The organism is Nostoc sp. UHCC 0251 (assembly GCF_034932245.1).
In the GTDB taxonomy this organism is placed as follows: domain Bacteria; phylum Cyanobacteriota; class Cyanobacteriia; order Cyanobacteriales; family Nostocaceae; genus Nostoc.
This window is the reverse complement of the sequence record NZ_JAYGHD010000315.1, coordinates 1-14,069: the sequence shown is the minus strand read 5'-3', so window position 1 is coordinate 14,069 and position 14,069 is coordinate 1. Positions and strand designations below refer to the sequence as shown.

Sequence of the window (14,069 nt, the reverse complement as noted above, 5' to 3'; positions counted from 1 at the left end):
GGTGCCACAATTGGCTATCCCTGACTACAGTAGACCTATAAGAGATTGTAGTTTATCAATGAATTTTGTTGACAGTATTAATTGTGACGCATATTAGTTGACATCCTCCCCGCCGTGAACGGTCGGGGATTCCTAAGACTCACGACTTAGGTTTCTGTTTCTTTCCCTTTCGGCTACGCTCAAGGCAAGCCTTACGGGTTTTTTGCAACTGCCCTTCAGCCTTAAGGCTGTCAGGTCTTATGTTCGCTCCACAGACTGAAACTGCGAGTCCCGCAGCCAAAATGTTTTTAGCAGCATTAACATCCCTATCGTGATGTGTACTGCATTTTGGGCAATCCCACTCTCTGATATTTAAAGGCAGTTTATCTACAATGTGTCCACAATGTCCACATCGCTTAGAACTGGGGAACCATCGATCAATTTTGACGAAAGTGCGACCATACCAATCACACTTATATTCAAGCTGCCTAACTAGTTCCGACCAGCTAGCATCACTAATGGAGAGAGCGAGTTTTTTGTTTTTCACCATATTCTTCACAGCTAAGTCCTCAACAGCAATCGTTTGGTTTTCACGTACCAATCGAGTCGTTAACTTATGAAGAAAATCGTTTCGGGCATCACTTATTTGGGCATGGACCTTGGCTACTTTCCTACGTGCTTTATGGCGATTATTAGACCCTTTTTGCTTACGAATTAAGGCTTTTTGCGCTTTACTTAATTTCGCTTTTTTTGCCTTAAAGCCTTTGGGATTAGCAATTTTTTCACCTGTACTCAAGGCAACTAAGCTACTGATACCCAAGTCAACGCCAACTTGGGTTAAAGATTCAGGTAATTTTTGAATTTCGACATCTACCAGCATTGAAACAGTCCAGCGTCCAGAGGGCGACAGTTTTACCGTAATAGTAGATGGTTCTGTACCTTGGGGTAGCTGTCGGCTCCAACGAATGTCTAACGCTGTAGGACTTTTAGCAAGAAATATTTGCCCATCTCTAAACTTAAAAGCTGCCTTGGTAAATTCAGCATTGCCCCCGTTGTGTTTCTTCTTGAAGTTTGGATATTTAGCCCGTCCTGCAAAGAAGTTGCTAAATGCTGTTTGCAGATGTCGCAAGCCCTGCTGTAATGGCACACTACTAACATTATTAAGAAATTGCAATTCGTCTTGCTTTTTCCAATTAGTCAGCATTGCTGAAGTTTCAATGTAACCAACTCGTTTCTGGTCTTCATACCATGCTTGTGTCCTTGCGGCGAGAGCGCGGTTATAGACTAAACGAGTACATCCCATCGTTTGCCGAAGCAAAGTTTCTTGCTCAGGTGTTGGATAGAATCGGTATTTGAAAGCTTTTTGTGTCATTCTTACATTATATCCGATATTCTGTAAGAACCTACGGAGAAGCAAGCTACGCGGCAGCGTTCGCACGAGAAAAAATCCTTGTATTCTCTTGGTAGGTAAAAACTCCACCCCGGAGTGTCTGTCTGAGTTTAATTGCGAATTGCGTTAGCGCAGCGGGGCGTAGCCCATTGCGAATTGGATTTATTGTGTGTTCTGTATTGTGACTCCCAATTTTGAATTGCTTATGGCTTCTACCACCTCTGCTTACCGAATTGCTGATTTGTTCGCCGAACGAGTTAAAAACCTCGCCCCACCAACCTACGGTACAGAGTTAACCAAAATCACCACTGTTAGCTTTGCCTACGGTCTAGCTGACCCAATTCTTTTTCCTCATGCTGAATTGGCTGCTGCCAGCGCTGCTGTGCTGTTAGAAGAGGCTCCCATCGCTCTCAATTACGGCCCACCTTCAGATCAACTATATGATCAAATTATCCTCCGCTTGCAGGCAAAAGGAATCGCTACAGATCGCGATCGCCTGATTATTGGCTACGGTTCTGGTCAGATTTTGGGTTTGCTACCAGATGTATTTGTCGAACCTGGTGATGTGGTCATTGTGGAAGGCCCAACCTTCCTGGGAGTAGTTGTTAGATTTGTCTACGCTGGCGCACGCATAATTACCATTCCAGTGGATGAGTTGGGGATGGATGTAGATGCCTTAGAAGAAACATTGAGCGACTTGAAGAAGCAGGGCATTCGGCCCCGGTTTATTTACACCATCCCGACCTTTCATAATCCCACAGGCGTTACTATGCCGTTATTTCGCCGCCAAAAACTGGTAGCATTAGCGGCTGAGTATGGCGTGCTGGTAGTAGAAGACGATGCTTATAGCGATTTGCGCTTCCAAGGAGAAACTTTACCTTCCCTGGCAACCCTCGACCAAGAGGGGTGGGTATTATATGTAAGTACCTTCTCGAAAATCATTGCGCCCGGTATCCGCCTGGGATGGGCTTGTGGCGATCCAGCAATTATTGAGCGGCTAGCAATGTGCAAAAGCGAGGGGCCTGTGGGGCCATTTGTCAGTCATGTGGTCGCCCGCTATTGTGCCACAGGCAAATTAGAGAATCACATTCAGGAGTTAATTGCCTGCTACAAGCATAAGTGCAATTTATTGTTAGAAGCGATCGCTCACGAGTTTCCCAGTGATATAGTTGCTTTGCGTCCCGATGGTGGTTTCTTCGTTTGGTGTAAATTGCCGTCAGATATCAGCGCCAAAGCACTCCTAATGGCTGCTAGTGAACACGGTGTCAGTTTTCTGCCAGGGACTCGCTGCTACACCAATGGACAGGGGGATGATGCCATCAGGTTAGCTTTTAGCTTTCAGCCAACACAGAAGATTGTTGAGGGAATCGCTACATTAGGAGCAGTGTTACACGGATTGCGGTAATTTGTAATTCGTAATTCGTAATTCGTAATTCGTATCTCGTTCCCAGTCTGAGACTGGGAATGCTCTATGGGAGGCTCCCGCCTCCCGTCTCAGTGGCGGTAAGACAATGAGGATTATTTCCTTCTGGGGCTGGGAAACGAGATTGATTTTCAATAAATTTTGTAAATCTTTAAAAAATTTGTTCTAATCGTTGAAAATCGCGCTGCACTTCATACCAAAGACTTTTATTATGAGGGTCTGTTTTCAGAGCTTTTTTGAGATAAATTCTGGCTTTGAGCAGTTGGTTTTCGGAAATTAGCGCCCGTCCCCAAATTTGATAGGCGATCGCTAGCCATTGGCGAACTTCTGCATCTGTTGACAAACGATCTGCTAAAGCTTCCGCCAGGGCGATCGCTTGCGGAAATCGTCTTTCTTGCAAAAATCGCTGCAATTGCTCATAAGTCTTCCACTTCAGCCGTTCTTCTATTTCCAAAAGATTAGGCGGCTTTGGTTTTCCTGGTTGTTCGCTTGTCGCCGTTGCTACTGGTGTTTTTTGCCTATGCGTTGCCTTAGGGCCATCACGCCCACCAGATGTTGGCACTTGATTTGAATTTGAATATGCGGCGGTTTCCTCTGGCAGTACCACTGTCAGCAGGAGTTTGTACGCCTCTGTCAACGCAATAAATTTATCTTTGGCTTTGTTGTCATCTGGGTTGATATCGGGATGATATTGCTGCGCCAATCGTCGGTAAGACGATTTGATGTCAGCAAAAGAAGCTCCCGACCTTAAACCCAATAAACGGTAGCAATCTCCAAGATCCATCCTGAGCTATGAGCTATCGAATATCCAGCTAGGGGCTATCAGCTATGAGCTTTAAGCCTGAACTATTAATAATAAGGGCAAATTTGCTATTTTAAAGTTCAATGTTGACAGTTTGTTTAGGGAAGGGAGTGGGGAGTAGGGAATGGGGAATGGGGAATCGGGACTTAGGAGTTATAATTCTTCCCCTGCTCCCCCTACCTCCCCTGCTCCCCCTGCTTCTTCATCCCCCCTACTCCCTACTCCCTATTCCCTACTCCCCTGTTACTATCGAGGTTCGTTCTTCAATCACACGGTCAATTAAACCGTATTGTTTTGCTTCTTCGGCAGACATAAAAAAGTCACGATCCATATCTTTTTCAATCTTTTCTATGGTCTGACCGGTTTTATCGGCATAGATGCCATTCAGCTGGTGACGAATCCGCAGAATCTCTCTAGCTTCAATTTCGATATCGGTTGCTTGCCCACGGGTTCCACCTGAAGGCTGGTGAATCATAATCCGTGAGTGAGGCAATGCTAGCCGTTTGCCTTTGGTGCCAGCTGCCAGCAGGAAAGACCCCATTGAGGCAGCTAAACCTACGCAAATAGTCACGACATCTGATTTGATATGTTGCATGGTGTCAAAAATAGCCATGCCAGATGTAACCATCCCACCTGGAGAATTGATGTATAAATAAATGTCTTTACCTGGATCGTCTGAGTCCAGATACAGCATTACAGCAATAATTTGATTGGCAATTTCATCATCAATATCTCGCCCCAAGAATATAATCCGTTCCCGGTAAAGGCGATCGTAGATGCTAATCCAATCTGTATATTGTCCTCCGGGCATCCGGTAAGGAACTTTAGGAACGCCTATAGGCATAACTTACTCCATTTTTAATTAGTCATTCATTGGTCATTAGTCATGAGTCATTAGTCATTAGTCATTAACAAAGGACGAATGACAAAGGACAAATGACAAAAAAATTAAAGGACACTGGCAGGGAGTGGGGGATTTGCGAGTTCTTCTTTCTCAAAAACTCGGTCAATCAGACCGTATTCCTTCGCTTCATGGGGTGTCATATATAACAGCCGATCCATATCTTTTGTAATTTTTTCTGGGGGCTGTCCAGTAGTGCGATTCAAAATATCAACTAACGCCCCTTTATTTACCAAAACTTCCCTAGCGCGAATTTGAATATCCGTTGCTTGGCCTTGGGCGTAGCTCTTAGGCTGATGCAGGATAATCGAGGAGTGAGGTAAACTAGCGCGGCAACCTTTTGTACCAGCACTGAGGAGCATCGCTGCCATACCCATCGCAGAACCGACGCAGATGGTGTGGATAGGAGGCTTGATATATTTCATAGTGTCATAGATGGCGAAGGCTTCGGTTTCAAAGCCAATGGGTTCGCCACTGTAACCGGAAGTGCCGGTGGAGTTGATATAGATTTTAATCGGCTTATCTGGGTCGTCGGACTGTAAAAACAGCAACTCGGCCACGATTAATTCTGTGACAGCAGGCACCAGTGGCATCCCCAGATAGACAATTCGCTCCTTCAATAAGAGGGAAGGTAAATCTGGCGGCGGTGTCCGGTAGAAGTTATCGCCGTAATATGGGGCTTGAACAGCCTTAATTGGGGAAATGTCCATAGCAACTGATCGCCTGAAACTATGCCGTTAACTGTAATACATCCTAGCGCGATGATAGCTTCCCTCAAGGTGCGGATTTCTCCCTAATGCTTCAGGCGGCTTTGCATCTGCCAAGGTTTGGCTTCTAAGATATTCTGATTATATTAATGTATTTGTGTTGGATAGGTTTTCCGTAGAGCTAAAGTGGTGCTTTGAAGTTATTTATTAATATGTATATCCTGAATAAGGACTTTGAGTTATGAAGGTTAATTTGCAGCCTGCCTTGAATGATGGTAATTTGGACGCAAATCAACTGAACAGTCAACGTCAGTTGGGAATTTCGATTTCAGCGATCGCAGAGACTCAAGACCGGAATGTACCACTGAATTTATGTTTAATTCTCGATCACAGTGGTTCCATGAATGGGCGATCGCTAGAAACGGTCAAAAAAGCAGCGAATCGTCTGGTAGATAGACTCAACCCTGGCGATCGCCTCAGTGTTGTAGTTTTTGATCACCGTGCCAAAGTCTTGGTACCCAATCAAAGTGTCGAAGATCCAGAAAAAATCAAACAGCAAATTAATCGCCTAGCCGCCGATGGTGGAACTGCGATTGATGAAGGATTGCGCTTGGGGATTGAAGAGTTGGCAAAGGGAAAAAAAGATACTGTTTCCCAAGCCTTTTTATTAACCGATGGGGAAAATGAACACGGTGATAATAATCGCTGTTTAAAATTCGCCCAATTGGCTGCTAGCTATAATTTGACTTTGAACACTTTGGGATTTGGTGACAACTGGAACCAAGATGTTTTAGAAAAAATTGCTGATGCTGGTTTAGGTACTTTATCTTATATTCAAAAACCCGATCAAGCTGTGGATGAGTTTAATCGCCTGTTCAGCCGCATTCAAACGGTGGGATTGACGAATGCTTATCTCCTATTCTCCCTGATGCCCCATGTCCGGCTAGCGGAACTCAAACCGATTGCTCAAGTTTCTCCAGACACAATTGAGTTACCACTGCAACAAGAAGCTGATGGCCGTTTCGCTGTGCGGTTGGGAGATTTAATGAAAGATGCAGAACGGGTAATCTTAGCTAATATTTATTTGGGACAATTGCCAGCAGGTGAACAAGCGATCGCTAATGTGCAAGTCCGCTACGATGATCCAGCCGCCAACAAGGTAGGTTTAGTTACACCAAATGTCCCAGTTTATGCCCATGTAGTGAAAAATTACCAAGCAGATCCGAATCCCCAGGTACAACAGTCTATTTTGGCATTAGCTAAGTATCGCCAAACCCAGCTAGCTGAAACGAAATTGCAACAGGGCGATCGCTCTGGTGCGGCGACAATGTTACAAACGGCTGCTAAAACTGCGCTGCAAATGGGAGATACTAGTGCAGCGACGGTGTTGCAAACTTCTGCCACCCAGCTACAATCTGGTGGAGATTTATCTGAAAGCGATCGCAAGAAAACCAGAATTGTCTCCAAAACAGTTTTGCAAGATACTCCTCCTCAATGAAAGTTAAATTGCTATCGGCGTTAAATGACAATAATGTTGATGTGACTCAAACAAGTAGCCAACGTCAACTAGCAATGACGATTTTTGCCATCGCTGGTGAATCTGACCAAAATCTGCCCCTTAATCTCTGCTTGATTTTGGATAGAAGTGGTTCCATGCATGGACAACCAATTAAAACGGTGATCCAGGCGGTGGAAGGATTAATTGATCGGTTGAAAGTAGGCGATCGCATCTCAATTGTGGCTTTTTCCGGTTCTGCGGAAGTCATTATCCCTAACCAAGCAATTGAAGACCCCGAAAGCATTAAATCTCAGATAAAAAGCAAACTCAGCGCTAGCGGCGGCACTGCGATCGCTGAGGGTTTGGAACTGGGAATTACAGAACTTATGAAAGGCACAAGAGGCGCTGTTTCCCAGGCGTTTTTGCTGACGGATGGGCATGGTGAAAGCGGTTTGCGAATTTGGAAGTGGGATATCGGGCGAGATGACAACAAGCGCTGTCTTCAACTGGCGCAAAAGGCTGCCAAGCTGAACCTAACTATCAACACTTTCGGATTTGGCAATAGCTGGAATCAGGATTTGCTAGAAAAAATTGCCGATGTCGGTGGTGGGACTTTAGCTCATATTGAGCGTCCTGAACAAGCTGTGGAGCAATTTAGCCGGCTGTTTGGACGGATTCAATCTATTGGGCTAACTAATGCCTACTTGCTGTTATCTCTAGTGCCCAATGTCCGACTAGCAGAACTCAAACCTATTGCTCAAGTTGCCCCAGACACAATCGAGTTACCAGTGGAACCCGAAGCTGACGGTAGCTTTGCTGTCCGTTTGGGAGATTTGATGCAGGATGTAGAGCGGGTAGTTTTGGCTAATATTTATCTGGAACAATTGCCAGAAGGGAAACAAGCGATCGCTCATCTGCAAATCCGTTATGATGACCCGTTGGTTAATGAACAAGGTTTACTTTCGCCGCTTGTGCCAGTGTATGCAGATGTAGTGCGGGCGTATCAGCCGACATCTAATCCCCAGGTGCAGCAGTCTATTTTAGCATTAGCGAAGTATCGGCAAACCCAGTTAGCCGAGGCGAAATTGCAACAAGGCGATCGTACTGGTGCAGCCACGATGCTGCAAACAGCTGCCAAAACTGCTTTACAAATTGGAGATAAAGGTGCGGCGACAGTGTTGCAAACTTCTGCTACTCGCCTGCAAGCTGGGGAAGAACTTTCCGAAGCAGACCTCAAGAAAACTAGGATTGTATCAAAGACTGTTTTACAGGAATAGTAAAAATTCAACTTTGCTGATTAACGCGATGAAAGTTTCGCACCAAGGTGCAAAGCGATAAAAAATATTTTATTCCTCAATTGAGCAACAAAGTAGTGGCATATTCCTAAATTATTGATTAACAACCAGCGAAGAGTTTGACTTATGCTGATCCAGAAGATTGTCCAAGAATTGCAAGACATCCCTGAAGACAAACGAGCAGAAATTTATGACCTAATTCACTACTTTCGGCTAGGTTTAAGCCAAGAACGTACACAACCCCGCACCCCTGGTTTATTGAAAGGACAACTCGGCGATGCTTTCTTTGAACCACTTCCAGAACAGGAACTCCAGCAATGGGAATGACAAATCCTTCCAGACAGACTGGACTGATTCAGGTAAATCCCGATCTCAAGTAAAGCAAAATATCGTCAAACTCAGTTAGCCGAGGCGAAATTGCAACAAGGCGATTGCACTGGTGCAGCCATAATGCTGCAAACATCCGCCAAAACTGCACTACAAATTTAGCTTACTAAACAGCTAGACTAACTGTCTTATTAATTTGATTTAATTTCTCAAGCCACAGATCCTTATAAAATTCCATCTCCTTTGGAGTGAAAAGGAATTCATTAGAGGAACCGTCGCTGATTAAATAAATCAAAGCAGCTTGTTCAACATAATATAGTGCTTGAAGTGGAATGTAATAAGCAGCCAATTGAAGAATTTTGTCTTGAATCCAATTGAGAGAAAGCTTTGGTTTTAGAGATATTTTTAAATCACTAAGAGTCAAGCTATCTCGATACAAACTTACCTGATCAAATTTTCCAAAGTATTGATACTTGAAGCTCACAATATACTGTTCTGAATAAAGACAAGCACCGAAATTTGGTAGTAATTTGTTGAGAGCAGAGTTTTGTTAAAATACCAGCAACATCTGAAGAGCATCGCATCTTCTTGTAGAAGAAGGAGTAAACGCGCCATGATTGTGAAGAGGGAAAGTATTGTTTTATATCAAGACTCCTTATTACAGGAGCATTTATATGCGCTCTAGCATTACTTATATAAGAACGTCCCTTTCCTGGAGCGTGTATATAATTCGCCATTTTGACTCGCTTCAAAATCTCGTCAATTCGCTTTTGAACTCGCTTTAATGGGGGTTTTGGCTCTTCAACACGAAAGGTTTTTCCCTTTTTCGGATTGAATTTATCTTTCTCTCTGTATAGCTCCTTGGAGTGGGCAAGCACTTCGAGCTCTCTTCGAGTTATATACAGTAGCTTTGCAAGTCTTTCTTTAGATTTCAAGCAGTAAAAAGGTGACTGGTCTAGTGTGTACTGTTTGCATCTAATCCTCTGCATAAGAATGACCAGACTTTTCAGCAATAAAATTGAGGATTGCAAGAATTTTAGAGGATACGAATGTTCTCAACTTTTCCGTTCTTACATCTTTATTTAAGCTTTCCGAGAAGAACATAATCGAGGATACAGGTATATCGAAAAACTCTGAATAACGATTCAGTAAGTCCAGCGTGGGAACCTTTTTACCGGATTCGATTTCCGAAAGATAAGACTTGGATATTCCTAGCTTTTCCGCCAATTCTTTTTGCGCTAAATCATGGAATACCCTTATCAACCTTAGAGCTTTATTGAGCATATTTAACCTCCTTACTGAGAAGGATGGAAAGGGATTTGTATAGAAGAGTTAGCAGCTTAGTCTTGCAACAACTCGACCAGCCACTTCACAATATGGAAAATGACTGGGCCAGCTTGAAATAAAAGACGGAGCGTTTGAGGTTTGCAGAGCCATTTCAGGTACTGCTGATACTTACGCTTTTTTGACTGCTCCTGCCGTTTGTCGGGGTCTTGGTTGTTCATAAGGAACTCCTTAACTGGTGGTTTGGTTGCACTCATTCACTTATTGCAAATGAGTGTTGCCTCAAACAAACTGGAGAACGGCAGTTTAAACTCTCCCTATACACAACGCAGCAGGTTGCCTTGGCTGCGCCTTTGTGCTTGGTGATACAGTAATTATTTAGTAGTTCTGCTTAGTAGAAATTTTTCAAGATTTCACTCGCTTTGAGCTTTCAGTAGAGTCACTGAATAACTAAATAGTTTTACTATAAATAAGTTACTTAAAAGCACAGTAGAAGGTGGTTTCCCATCTTCCTCAGACCACAAAAGCGATCCAGTGAGTGGCAAATATCATCCTTTACCCGACTAAAACTAATATAGCATAACTTCTTGAACTATATTCGCTGTGAGCAAACTTTTTTTGTAAAATTAGCCTATATAACTTGAAACTATTGTGCATCAACGCTTCTGGCATTTAAATATAGATTTAAGTTACTTATGCCAAAGCTTAGACATCAGGCAACAACGGTAAACGGCGCATACGAATACGGCTTGGCTCAACTGTAACGGCTGCTCCTTGTTCCAAATCCTCTTCACACTCAGCGATTACTGTCAGCAACAGATTCGCTAATGCTTGAGCGCGTAACCTTTCAATCCGAATGCGAATGACTGAAGGAGTAGTTGCTTCATCAAGCGCCAGCAATGTATGGAAATCTGCATCGAGTGTAGCAACAACACGTCTCTCTTCTCTAGCTCTCTGGATGATTTCTGCATCTTCAGCTTCAGACATCCCAATTTCACCCACATGGATAGTGTCGATACCTGAATCACGTAGCAATGGTGCCGCAGAGAGTGGTAATCCCTGATCAAGCAACAGTTTCATAGCTGTTAGGTAGTTCAATGATGCGATCGTCCAAGTAGGACGATGCAAAAATTAAGGCTTGCTGAATATCTTCATCTTCTAATTCGGGAAACTCCTGGCGCAGTTCTTCTCGATTAGGGTAGGTAGCTAATAACTCAATCACCCGACGAACGGTAAGGCGAAGATTACGAATAGAGGGCTGTCCATTCATGCGATTGGGATTGCTGGTGATGCGATCTAATTTCATGGAAGTAACCCTATCTCCTTACGAAAATCATCGTTGTATATTGCTTCATACCAAAATGTAGTAGTTATGATCTGATCTACAGTGATAAATATTACTCCAAATAAATCAGCGTTTTTAAGGTTGATGGCATCAAGGTCTGCATTTTCCAGATTAGCACTTTGCTAAAGCCCTTATCTTGCAAAAACTAGCAAAAATCTGCTAAAAGTGCTACAGGTAAATGGTTGTTAGCTGTAAATGGTTGTTAGCTTGAGAAGTACACATGAAAACTACAGGCATTCATCATGTAGCGATTATTTGTTCTAACTACGATCACTCCAAAGAATTTTATGTAGAAGTTTTAGGATTCCCGATTATTCAAGAGACTTTTCGCGCCGAGAGAAATTCTTATAAATTAGATTTACGAGTTGGAGAAAATGCTCAAATCGAGCTATTTTCTTTTCCAAATCCTCCAGAACGGCCTAGTAAACCAGAGGCTTGTGGTTTAAGGCATCTTGCTTTTAAAGTTGATGATGTTGAGCAAACTGTTATTTATTTAAAATCGAAAGGAGTGGAGGTAGAAAATATCAGAGTTGATGAAATTACAAATAAAAAATTTACTTTTTTTCAAGATCCAGATAATTTGCCATTAGAGATTTATGAGCATTAAACTTAGTGCTGACGGACGAACTTGCCATCACTATAGATAATGAAGCGCGTAATTACGATTTATTGCTGCCCAAATTTTTATATTCATAACTCTTATAAAGGCGATCGCTTTTAAATATATTTTTTATAGTCTTCCTCCATTTGTGCGCCAAATTTACGGCATATAATTTATCTCGTTCTTTGGTGGACAGTAAATACTTCTACCAAAAGAATCGCCAGTTTCTGCATCCGTTAATTCCACAAGTTTAGCGTTATCAGTACAGACACTTTTACCTCTAGACATGCTGAACTCACCTTGGACAAAACCAGTCACTATCCACACCATCCGGTTGTTAGAAATCGCTGATTTGTACTCTCCTGTTTTGGCTGCAAATTCCTCGTATGTTGTAAGTTTTGCTTCTGTTATTTGCATCTTGCTAGACTTTTTAAGAACACGTTCAATCGTAATCAAGCGACTTGCTGGTAGGCTATTATTTGCAGGATATATTCGTACTCTTGAATTAAATGGTATTGGTTGATTTACTTGCTTTTTTGTCTGTACTGGTTTAGCTGTGACTGTCTGCACGAGCAATAAAGTAGTAGCACCAGCAAATACAAAAGCAGATAATGAAGTTATTGTAAAAATATTACCCATAGTGCAAATGCGCTTCATAATACTCAGAATGGTAACAACTCATAAACCAGTTTAATTAATTTATAATTACGTTTACAAGTAAAATAATTACTTGATTTAAAGACTTAGATAATTTACTATAAAATGTTTATGAAAATTATAAATATATCTGGATTAAATAATTTCGGATAAATACAAATGGGTGAGCTATTTAGTAAAATTTTAAAATGTTTGACAATATCTGTAAATTCTTAGCTGAAAATTTCTCCACCGACTTTGCCAGTTGGTTATTAGGCGAACCTATTGGTTGAGTCGATGGGGGATATTATTCCCCGCACCTCTCAGTTAGATCCGTGCATACCCGTTTCCGTGTACACGGCTCCCGATGTTCTTAGCTTACGCTTTTGCTCATGTGTTTGTAATCGTGGCAACTCTCATGAGTTGCTTCAAGATTATTTTTCTTCCAGTTGGCATGATTTCCGTCGATGTGATGCAGGTGAACCCGTTCTTCATCGATGAATTTTAAACCGCAGGAAGCACATTTATGGTTTTGCTTCTTAAGAGCTTTAGAGGTTTCGCCGTCGTAGAGTTTACTGTTACGTTCGCTCCAGTAGGCTGTATCTCCGTCGTAAGGTGATTTAATTCCTTTGACAGAAACGTGTTTGTTTTCGGAGTAAGAAACCTTTGGGAATGCCTTTTTTATTAGCTCCTGGCTTGTGTGACGATTTTGCTTGGTTTCCTTATTGAATACCTTGAAAGCTCTATGATTGATGTGCCATAAGGAAAACTTTGACCCATCCATCTTGCAGAACTTATGGTAATTTCTCCACCCTCTAACTACCGGGGCTAATTTCTCAGCCTTTGTGGTAGCGCCATAATTCGAGTTGTTGACGATGTGTTTTACTTTCTTACGAAAAGCTTTGAAGTTATCCACTGAGGGACTACATCTAAACTTTCCATTGCTCTGCACTTTGAAGTGCCAGCCGAGGAAATCAAACCCATCTGTCGCGGCGGTAACTTTGGTTTTCTTTTGGCTTACATTCATTCCGCGTTTGCGGAGGAACTCGCTGATTCTTTCAAGTATCTCTGTCGCATCATCTTCGGGTCGGAGTATGATAACCATGTCATCCGCGTATCGGATTGATGGTTCGACAATTTTGTTTTTTGAAGTCTTGTCGTGTATCTTGCCTCCTTCTTTGTAGGCAAGGTGGTATCTGTGTATACTCTCAATCCCGTTAAGTGCGATATTTGCTAATAATGGGCTGACCACTCCTCCTTGTGGGGTTCCTTGTTCAGGAAATTCTGGATTTATCCCTGCCTTGAGGCATCGGAAGATTCCGAGTTTTAAGCCTTTTGGGGCGATGAGTTCGTCCATTATTGCTGAGTGGCTAATCCTGTCGAAGCACTTTTCGATGTCGAGTTCAATTACTCGCTTATTTATTCCGTTGGCGCGGGAGCTGAGGTTTAAGTAGATGTACTTTTGTGCATCATGGGCAGAGCGCCCAGTTCTAAACCCGTAACTCCGAGCGTGGAAGGTGCCTTCGTGTGCTGGTTCGAGTGCATATTTCGCAAGGCATTGCCAAGCTCTATCCGCTATGGTTGGTATCTTTAGCATTCTGGTAGTCCCATCCTTTTTAGGGATAGGGATTTCCCGTAATCCTTGATGCTTCCAATTTCCGCTATTCATTTTCAGTAATTCTTCAAGGTTGAAGCGTTCTTCAAATGAAAGTGATTTCTTCCCATCAATACCAGCCGTCTTTTTACCAGCGTTTAGCTGAGATACTTGTCTTATTGCAAGAAATCGAGCCGAGGTGGATTTGAGAATAAGCTTTTGGAGAAACCTAGCTTTCCGCTTGTCTCCAACTTGAACAGCTTTAAATACGCGCTTTTGAAGGCGGA

General features: G+C 42.7%; 17 protein-coding genes and 1 pseudogene. 6 read left to right on the top strand and 12 right to left on the bottom strand.

The genetic code is table 11. From position 1 onward, the window contains the following. Positions 1-139: 139 nt before the first annotated feature. Positions 140-1,351 (bottom strand): RNA-guided endonuclease TnpB family protein, encoded by a 1,212-nt coding sequence (locus VB740_RS25295; protein ID WP_323202624.1) that lies wholly within the window; start codon positions 1,349-1,351, stop codon positions 140-142. A 223-nt stretch (positions 1,352-1,574) separates the two neighbouring features. Between VB740_RS25295 and VB740_RS25290 the strand changes: the two genes are divergently transcribed. After that, positions 1,575-2,774 carry a PLP-dependent aminotransferase family protein gene (locus tag VB740_RS25290; protein WP_323202623.1) on the top strand — a complete coding sequence of 400 codons (1,200 nt, stop codon included), beginning with the start codon at positions 1,575-1,577 and terminating at the stop codon, positions 2,772-2,774. A 169-nt stretch (positions 2,775-2,943) separates the two neighbouring features. On the opposite strand, the gene VB740_RS25285 is transcribed toward VB740_RS25290, so the two are convergent. The 3 genes from VB740_RS25285 to VB740_RS25275 form a co-directional block, all read right to left on the bottom strand. Continuing rightward, positions 2,944-3,576: a J domain-containing protein gene (locus VB740_RS25285; protein WP_323202622.1), complete on the bottom strand. Its 633-nt coding sequence runs from the start codon at positions 3,574-3,576 to the stop codon at positions 2,944-2,946. 250 nt (positions 3,577-3,826) lie between these two features. Next, positions 3,827-4,438, bottom strand: coding sequence for an ATP-dependent Clp protease proteolytic subunit (locus VB740_RS25280; protein WP_323202621.1), 612 nt, complete (start codon positions 4,436-4,438; stop codon positions 3,827-3,829). Positions 4,439-4,542: 104 nt separating this feature from the next. Beyond that, positions 4,543-5,205 carry an ATP-dependent Clp protease proteolytic subunit gene (locus tag VB740_RS25275; protein ID WP_323202620.1) on the bottom strand — a complete coding sequence of 221 codons (663 nt, stop codon included), beginning with the start codon at positions 5,203-5,205 and terminating at the stop codon, positions 4,543-4,545. A 238-nt stretch (positions 5,206-5,443) separates the two neighbouring features. Here VB740_RS25275 and VB740_RS25270 point away from each other — a divergent pair, with 238 nt between their 5' ends. The 3 genes from VB740_RS25270 to VB740_RS25260 all read left to right on the top strand — a co-directional run bounded on the left by VB740_RS25270 (position 5,444) and on the right by VB740_RS25260 (position 8,322). After that, positions 5,444-6,700 carry a VWA domain-containing protein gene (locus tag VB740_RS25270; protein WP_323202619.1) on the top strand — a complete coding sequence of 419 codons (1,257 nt, stop codon included), beginning with the start codon at positions 5,444-5,446 and terminating at the stop codon, positions 6,698-6,700. Beyond that, the gene (locus tag VB740_RS25265; RefSeq protein WP_323202618.1) at positions 6,697-7,977 is read left to right on the top strand and encodes a VWA domain-containing protein; all 1,281 of its coding nucleotides are present in this window, start codon (positions 6,697-6,699) and stop codon (positions 7,975-7,977) included. Before VB740_RS25270 ends, VB740_RS25265 begins: the two co-directional genes overlap by 4 nt. Before the next feature lie 144 nt (positions 7,978-8,121). Next, entirely contained in the window at positions 8,122-8,322 is a 201-nt protein-coding gene (locus tag VB740_RS25260; protein ID WP_323202617.1) for a hypothetical protein, read from the top strand. A 166-nt stretch (positions 8,323-8,488) separates the two neighbouring features. Here VB740_RS25260 and VB740_RS25255 read toward each other — a convergent pair whose 3' ends face one another. The 6 genes from VB740_RS25255 to VB740_RS36860 all read right to left on the bottom strand — a co-directional run bounded on the left by VB740_RS25255 (position 8,489) and on the right by VB740_RS36860 (position 11,061). Continuing rightward, positions 8,489-8,806, bottom strand: coding sequence for a hypothetical protein (locus tag VB740_RS25255; protein WP_323202616.1), 318 nt, complete (start codon positions 8,804-8,806; stop codon positions 8,489-8,491). A gap of 491 nt (positions 8,807-9,297) precedes the next feature. Then, positions 9,298-9,606, bottom strand: a complete 309-nt coding sequence (locus VB740_RS25250; RefSeq protein ID WP_323202615.1) for a helix-turn-helix transcriptional regulator — start codon at positions 9,604-9,606, stop codon at positions 9,298-9,300. 56 nt (positions 9,607-9,662) lie between these two features. Continuing rightward, entirely contained in the window at positions 9,663-9,827 is a 165-nt protein-coding gene (locus VB740_RS25245; protein ID WP_323202614.1) for a hypothetical protein, read from the bottom strand. Positions 9,828-10,311: 484 nt separating this feature from the next. Next, the gene (locus VB740_RS25240) at positions 10,312-10,686 is read right to left on the bottom strand and encodes a DUF5615 family PIN-like protein (RefSeq protein ID WP_323202613.1); all 375 of its coding nucleotides are present in this window, start codon (positions 10,684-10,686) and stop codon (positions 10,312-10,314) included. Beyond that, positions 10,670-10,912 (bottom strand): DUF433 domain-containing protein, encoded by a 243-nt coding sequence (locus VB740_RS25235; protein WP_323202612.1) that lies wholly within the window; start codon positions 10,910-10,912, stop codon positions 10,670-10,672. Before VB740_RS25235 ends, VB740_RS25240 begins: the two co-directional genes overlap by 17 nt. Further along, a complete protein-coding gene (locus VB740_RS36860; RefSeq protein ID WP_416290607.1) occupies positions 10,909-11,061 on the bottom strand; it encodes a hypothetical protein in 153 nt (50 codons plus the stop codon). Before VB740_RS36860 ends, VB740_RS25235 begins: the two co-directional genes overlap by 4 nt. Positions 11,062-11,171: 110 nt before the next feature. Here VB740_RS36860 and VB740_RS25230 point away from each other — a divergent pair, with 110 nt between their 5' ends. Continuing rightward, positions 11,172-11,558 (top strand): VOC family protein, encoded by a 387-nt coding sequence (locus tag VB740_RS25230; RefSeq protein ID WP_323202611.1) that lies wholly within the window; start codon positions 11,172-11,174, stop codon positions 11,556-11,558. 153 nt (positions 11,559-11,711) lie between these two features. Here the strand turns inward: VB740_RS25230 and VB740_RS25225 are convergent, their stop codons facing one another. Beyond that, on the bottom strand, positions 11,712-12,191 hold the full coding sequence (locus tag VB740_RS25225) for a hypothetical protein (RefSeq protein WP_323202610.1): 480 nt from the start codon (positions 12,189-12,191) through the stop codon (positions 11,712-11,714). Positions 12,192-12,397: 206 nt separating this feature from the next. Here VB740_RS25225 and VB740_RS25220 point away from each other — a divergent pair. Then, positions 12,398-12,475, top strand: a pseudogene (locus VB740_RS25220) (flagellar assembly protein H); the annotation flags it as partial. An 86-nt stretch (positions 12,476-12,561) separates the two neighbouring features. Here the strand turns inward: VB740_RS25220 and VB740_RS25215 are convergent. Continuing rightward, positions 12,562-14,069, bottom strand: a 1,508-nt coding sequence (locus tag VB740_RS25215) for a group II intron reverse transcriptase (RefSeq protein ID WP_323202609.1), incomplete at its 5' end; no start/stop codon positions are given.

Excerpts from the sequence above, each read along its gene's own strand:
- VB740_RS25295 (WP_323202624.1), bottom strand. The coding sequence starts at position 1,351 with ATGACACAAAAAGCTTTCAAATACCGATTCTATCCAACACCTGAGCAA.
- VB740_RS25290 (WP_323202623.1), top strand. The coding sequence starts at position 1,575 with ATGGCTTCTACCACCTCTGCTTACCGAATTGCTGATTTGTTCGCCGAA.
- VB740_RS25285 (WP_323202622.1), bottom strand. The coding sequence starts at position 3,576 with ATGGATCTTGGAGATTGCTACCGTTTATTGGGTTTAAGGTCGGGAGCT.
- VB740_RS25280 (WP_323202621.1), bottom strand. The coding sequence starts at position 4,438 with ATGCCTATAGGCGTTCCTAAAGTTCCTTACCGGATGCCCGGAGGACAA.
- VB740_RS25275 (WP_323202620.1), bottom strand. The coding sequence starts at position 5,205 with ATGGACATTTCCCCAATTAAGGCTGTTCAAGCCCCATATTACGGCGAT.
- VB740_RS25270 (WP_323202619.1), top strand. The coding sequence starts at position 5,444 with ATGAAGGTTAATTTGCAGCCTGCCTTGAATGATGGTAATTTGGACGCA.
- VB740_RS25265 (WP_323202618.1), top strand. The coding sequence starts at position 6,697 with ATGAAAGTTAAATTGCTATCGGCGTTAAATGACAATAATGTTGATGTG.
- VB740_RS25260 (WP_323202617.1), top strand. The coding sequence starts at position 8,122 with ATGCTGATCCAGAAGATTGTCCAAGAATTGCAAGACATCCCTGAAGAC.
- VB740_RS25250 (WP_323202615.1), bottom strand. The coding sequence starts at position 9,606 with ATGCTCAATAAAGCTCTAAGGTTGATAAGGGTATTCCATGATTTAGCG.
- VB740_RS25245 (WP_323202614.1), bottom strand. The coding sequence starts at position 9,827 with ATGAACAACCAAGACCCCGACAAACGGCAGGAGCAGTCAAAAAAGCGT.
- VB740_RS25240 (WP_323202613.1), bottom strand. The coding sequence starts at position 10,686 with ATGAAACTGTTGCTTGATCAGGGATTACCACTCTCTGCGGCACCATTG.
- VB740_RS25235 (WP_323202612.1), bottom strand. The coding sequence starts at position 10,912 with ATGAAATTAGATCGCATCACCAGCAATCCCAATCGCATGAATGGACAG.
- VB740_RS25230 (WP_323202611.1), top strand. The coding sequence starts at position 11,172 with ATGAAAACTACAGGCATTCATCATGTAGCGATTATTTGTTCTAACTAC.
- VB740_RS25225 (WP_323202610.1), bottom strand. The coding sequence starts at position 12,191 with ATGGGTAATATTTTTACAATAACTTCATTATCTGCTTTTGTATTTGCT.